The 4,688-nt window shown below is 43.9% G+C and carries 6 protein-coding genes; 2 read left to right on the top strand and 4 right to left on the bottom strand.

Annotation, left to right across the window (positions count from 1 at the left end; genetic code table 11):
* Together KGY70_17270 and KGY70_17265 are read left to right on the top strand one after the other, a co-directional pair.
* A partial coding sequence (locus tag KGY70_17270) for a hypothetical protein (protein ID MBS3776952.1) occupies window positions 1–234 on the top strand: 234 nt, incomplete at its 5' end.
* Window positions 235–347: 113 nt separating this feature from the next.
* Window positions 348–1,874, top strand: coding sequence for an AbgT family transporter (locus KGY70_17265; protein ID MBS3776951.1), 1,527 nt, complete (start codon window positions 348–350; stop codon window positions 1,872–1,874).
* Between the two features lie 197 nt (window positions 1,875–2,071).
* Here KGY70_17265 and KGY70_17260 read toward each other — a convergent pair whose 3' ends face one another.
* The 4 genes from KGY70_17260 to KGY70_17245 all read right to left on the bottom strand — a co-directional run bounded on the left by KGY70_17260 (window position 2,072) and on the right by KGY70_17245 (window position 4,436).
* Window positions 2,072–2,260, bottom strand: coding sequence for a hypothetical protein (locus KGY70_17260; GenBank protein MBS3776950.1), 189 nt, complete (start codon window positions 2,258–2,260; stop codon window positions 2,072–2,074).
* A 210-nt stretch (window positions 2,261–2,470) separates the two neighbouring features.
* Window positions 2,471–3,196, bottom strand: a complete 726-nt coding sequence (locus tag KGY70_17255) for a DUF2807 domain-containing protein (protein MBS3776949.1) — start codon at window positions 3,194–3,196, stop codon at window positions 2,471–2,473.
* Window positions 3,197–3,214: 18 nt separating this feature from the next.
* Complete coding sequence (locus KGY70_17250) at window positions 3,215–3,898, bottom strand: ABC transporter ATP-binding protein (protein MBS3776948.1); 684 nt, start codon at window positions 3,896–3,898, stop codon at window positions 3,215–3,217.
* A gap of 169 nt (window positions 3,899–4,067) precedes the next feature.
* Entirely contained in the window at window positions 4,068–4,436 is a 369-nt protein-coding gene (locus tag KGY70_17245; GenBank protein ID MBS3776947.1) for a four helix bundle protein, read from the bottom strand.
* Window positions 4,437–4,688 lie beyond the last annotated feature (252 nt).

Genomic DNA, 4,688 nt, shown 5'->3' with positions numbered 1-4,688 from the left:
GCCTGTTGTATTGCTCCCTCCATCAGTTCAACCATACCGGGTATGCCGGAAGGCAAGCCGGCAGGGGTTCCCTGTGTGCACCTTACAGAAGATTTCCTTTGCGAGCTTTTCCATTCCCCCCTTCGACCGGATGTATGCAAAAATTTTACACCCGAAAAGGCCATCTGCGGTAATAAAAGAGAAGAAGCCATGAATATACTCAGAATCCTTGAGGAAGCTTCCGGAAATAGTTAAATCGCCCATGCAGGATTATTCTGGTTAAAGAACCGGATCATACAAAATTTACGGACATAAACATCCGAATCCACAATTTTTATTAGTTTTACGGCCCAAAACCTGAGGTACCGATGATAAAAAATCTGTTTCAATCGTTATTTACAAAATTTCTGAATGGAGTAGAACGGGTTGGCAATGCATTACCGCATCCGGCCACGCTATTTGGTATTTTCGCGCTTCTGGCACTCTTGCTCTCCGGAATTGGCCACTGGCTTGACTGGCAAGCCGTACATCCGGGTACGGAAGAAGTGGTTGAACCGGTTAATTTATTATCCCGGGAGGGTTTACATAAAATCATACTCAATTTGGTGGATAACTTTACCGGTTTTGCACCTTTGGGTATTGTGCTGGTTGCCATGCTGGGTATTGGCATTGCCGAAAGCAGCGGACTCATCAGCGCTGTGATTCGGGGCCTGGTGCTTGCCTCTCCCAAGCGGTTGCTGACCTTTGTGATCGTGCTGGCGGGTATTCTTTCCAATCTGGCAAGCAATGTAGGCTATGTCCTCCTCATACCCCTTGCCGGTGTGATTTTTATCGCCCTGGACCGGCATCCCATTGCAGGTATGGCCGCTGCCTTTGCAGGTGTTTCAGGCGGATTCAGCGCCAACCTGATTTTGGGTTCACTTGATCCCCTGCTGGCCGGTTTATCCCAGGAAGCCGCCCGCATAGTGGACCCTGAATACACAGTTAATCCCACAGCCAATTATTACTTCATGATTGCCTCAACATTCGTAATAGCTATCGGAGGTACCTGGATTACCGAAAAGGTTGTGGTGCCAAGACTGGGAAGCTACAACAGCGAAGGACAGGAAGTCGAAAAACTGGAACGTGTTACCCGTACGGAAAAGAAAGGACTTTTAGGGGCATTCGTTACGTTTTTGTTAATCGCAGGACTGATTCTTTGGGGGATTCTCCCGGAAAACGGAGTTTTAAGAGGCGAAGACGGGGGAATATTGAGATCTCCTCTTCTGGAGGGTGTGATTACAATAATTTTTGTGCTTTTCGGAGCTACCGGCCTTGTCTTTGGTATTATTACGGGCAAATACACCAATGATGCCCAGGTAATGAAGGGCATGGGGGAAACCATGAAAACCCTTGCCATGTATATCGTACTGGTATTCTTTGCCGCCCAGTTTGTAGCCTACTTTAAATGGAGCAACCTGGGCATGATCCTGGCAATAACAGGGGCCAAAACACTTATGGCTGCCAACCTCGGCATCATTCCCCTGATGATTCTCTTTGTGATCTTTGCAGGGGGCATCAACATGCTCATGGGAAGTGCCTCGGCCAAATGGGCCATCCTCGCCCCTATATTCATACCCATGTTCATGTTCATGGGCTATTCACCGGAGCTCTCACAAGTGGTCTACAGAATAGGCGACAGCGTAACCAACATCGTCTCTCCCATGATGAGCTTTTTTGCCCTGATCATTGCTTTTATGCAGAAATATGAACCCAAAGCGGGGATCGGTACGGTAGTTTCCACCATGCTCCCCTATACCCTTCTGTTCTTCGTGACCTGGGTATTGCTGCTGATCGTATGGATCGTTCTCGGTCTTCCGCTGGGCCCCGATGCAGGATTGTATTACTCGATGTAAATCCCGGTTCAGATGATTGGTTGATTGACTGATTGGCTGATTGGCTGAGTCAGCAGTAAATTTGATGGTTATCCCTTGCTGCCGGAAGGAAAATGTCAAAAAGTGGACAATTTTTAGTCATTAATTTTTACAAACAGCTTTCTTTTCATTATCAAATACCTTGATATTTAGTACATGAGTCACATTGAGTATAATTACTAACCTTGAGACATTTTGCCGGACATGATCCGCTCACCCGAAATTCTGTTATCGTAGCCATAAATAATAAAAAGAACAACAACAAGTGCAATAAATCCGGGGAGTCCGGTCATACCAGTAGTCAGGTCATTGCCCCCGCCTACCATCATAATCGATAAACCAAATGTAGCATTCAGGGTTCCGTGCATAATTGCCGACTGTATCACCGAACGGCTCTTAATTCGAAAGTAAAGAAACAGGGGTGTAAGCAAGAGTTTACTTTGGTCTTATCCATTAGATGCCTCCTCTGACCTCTGACTTCTGACTTCTGAGCTCTGACTTCTGACTTCTGACCTCCGACTTCTGACCTCTGACTTCTGACCTCTGACCTCCGACCTCTGACTTCCCCACCCTTCTGCCTACCGTTCCCTGATAATTCCAAGACCGGAAGAATTGGCCTCAACTTTCCTTGGGTTGCCCCCGTATCGTACAACGCCCATGCCCGACATATCTACCTTCAATACCTTTTCAGCATATATCTCTGCTTTTCCAAAGCCGCTAAAATCCAGATAAAATGCTTCGGTAACCAGATCCTCTGCATCAACCTTGGAAGCACCGCCCATATCCATTACCACGTAACTGGCTTTTCCTTCAATATTCGCCTTTACCGCTCCGCTAAAGTCTGCCAAAAGTTTTTCCGTAGCAATGTTCATATCGATATCTGCGGCACCGGAAATACTCAACTCAAGCTTAGGCGTTTCGAGTGTTCCCATTGTACTCAGCTTCACGGCACCCCCAATATCGATCTTATTGAGGGTTTTCACCGTCAGATGAATTTCCACATCCCGGTCGCCAAAATCCCTGTCCCGGTCATCCGAACCAATGTAAAGAATACCATCTCTGACCTCCACATCGAGCTTGCGAAACATATTCCTGTCTGTCTCTATCCTGAGGGATTCTTCATCTCCCTGCCGGATATTCAATTCACATGCTATGGTGATATCCAGAGCCTTTACACCTGAGATGGGTATGGATCTTTCTTCATCTGCGGTACGGACTACTTTGTCATTTCCCCCGGACCCAGCGTATCCCGACATACCTGTCACCACCAAAGCCGTTACCAAAAGTGCGCGTAAAGTTTTCATAATTAGATAATTTTAAATTTATAACACCTGTTTGATATTTTCTGTCACAACATACCCGTCAAACAACTGTACGATTCTATGCGCTTTTTCAGCATCCGACGGAGAGTGTGTAACCATTATAATGGTAGTCCCTTCCCGGTTAAGTTCCTGCAAAAGGTTCATGACCTCCTCACCGTTGGCTGAATCAAGATTCCCGGTGGGCTCGTCTGCCAGAATCAACCGGGGATTGGCTACAACGGCACGGGATATAGCAACCCTCTGTTGCTGACCTCCGGACAATTGCTGAGGAAAATGCTTCTTCCGGTGCGACATCTTCATCCTTTCAAGCACTTCCTCCACCCGTTTTCTTCTTTCAGAAGAAGGACGTTTCAGATAAAGCAATGGCAACTCCACATTTTCAAATACATTCAGTTCATCAATCAGGTTAAAACTCTGAAAAACAAAGCCAATATTGGCTTTTCGCAGATTGGTTCGTTTTCTCTCAGAATAATTGGATACTTCATGATTCATGAAATATAGCTCACCACCCGAAGGGTTGTCAAGCAGCCCCAATATATTCAGCAGTGTGGACTTACCACACCCCGAAGGGCCCATTATTCCTACAAATTCACCATCTTCTACTTCCAGGTTCACCCGGTTGAGTGCTGTCGTTTCAACCTCATCGGTTCTGAAAACTTTCATCAATTCTTTGGTTCGTATCATCTCAGCTAAGTTTAAAAGGTTAAAAGGAATGATTAATATTGTTATATTTTTAACTAATAAAAAGTTCAAAGTTAAGAGCTCAGAGCGCAGAGCATAGGGCTCAGGGCAAAGAGCAGATATATTTAAGCATACAAATTTCAAAAAGACAACAATTTGTACTATAAATCAGTTACTTATTATTATTTATTAAGCTTTTTCTGAAATTGGTTATCATTTTACTCAAGTATTGCAAATCATTGTACTCCTTTTCTTTAATTTCATTTGTTATAATTTTTCTTCTGAGAAATAAAATAAGAATATTGGCACATTCGAAAACCGATTTTCTTGAAATAACCAAATAATTTGCAAAATCTTTATCTGAAAATGAACCTGAACCTTCTGCAATATTATTTGATATACTCATAGTTGCAGCCCGAAGCTGCTCTGCAAACCGGTAATACTTTCTACCCTCTGCTATATCAGCAATATCAAAGAGGTTATCGGCTATCTCTATGCTCAACTTCCATATATTCAAACCTTCAAATCTAAATTCTGACATTTTCTATTTTTATTAATGTTACCATTCTTTTAATCTTCATCATATTATTCTCTATGCTCTTCACTCTATGCTCTATGCTCTTCACTCTATGCTCTTTGCTCTTTACTCTTTGCTCTTTGCCCTAAGCTCTAAGCTCTAAGCTCTAAGCTCTTTGCTCTTTGCTCTATGCTCTTTGCTCTATGCTCTTTGCTCTTTGCTCATTTCAACATCAACTTATCCACTTCATTAAAATTGTCGTAGCTGGACACAATG

It is taken from the genome of Bacteroidales bacterium, from assembly GCA_018334875.1.
GTDB lineage: Bacteria > Bacteroidota > Bacteroidia > Bacteroidales > UBA12077 > JAGXLC01.
This window is presented reverse-complemented; position numbering and strand designations above follow the sequence as displayed.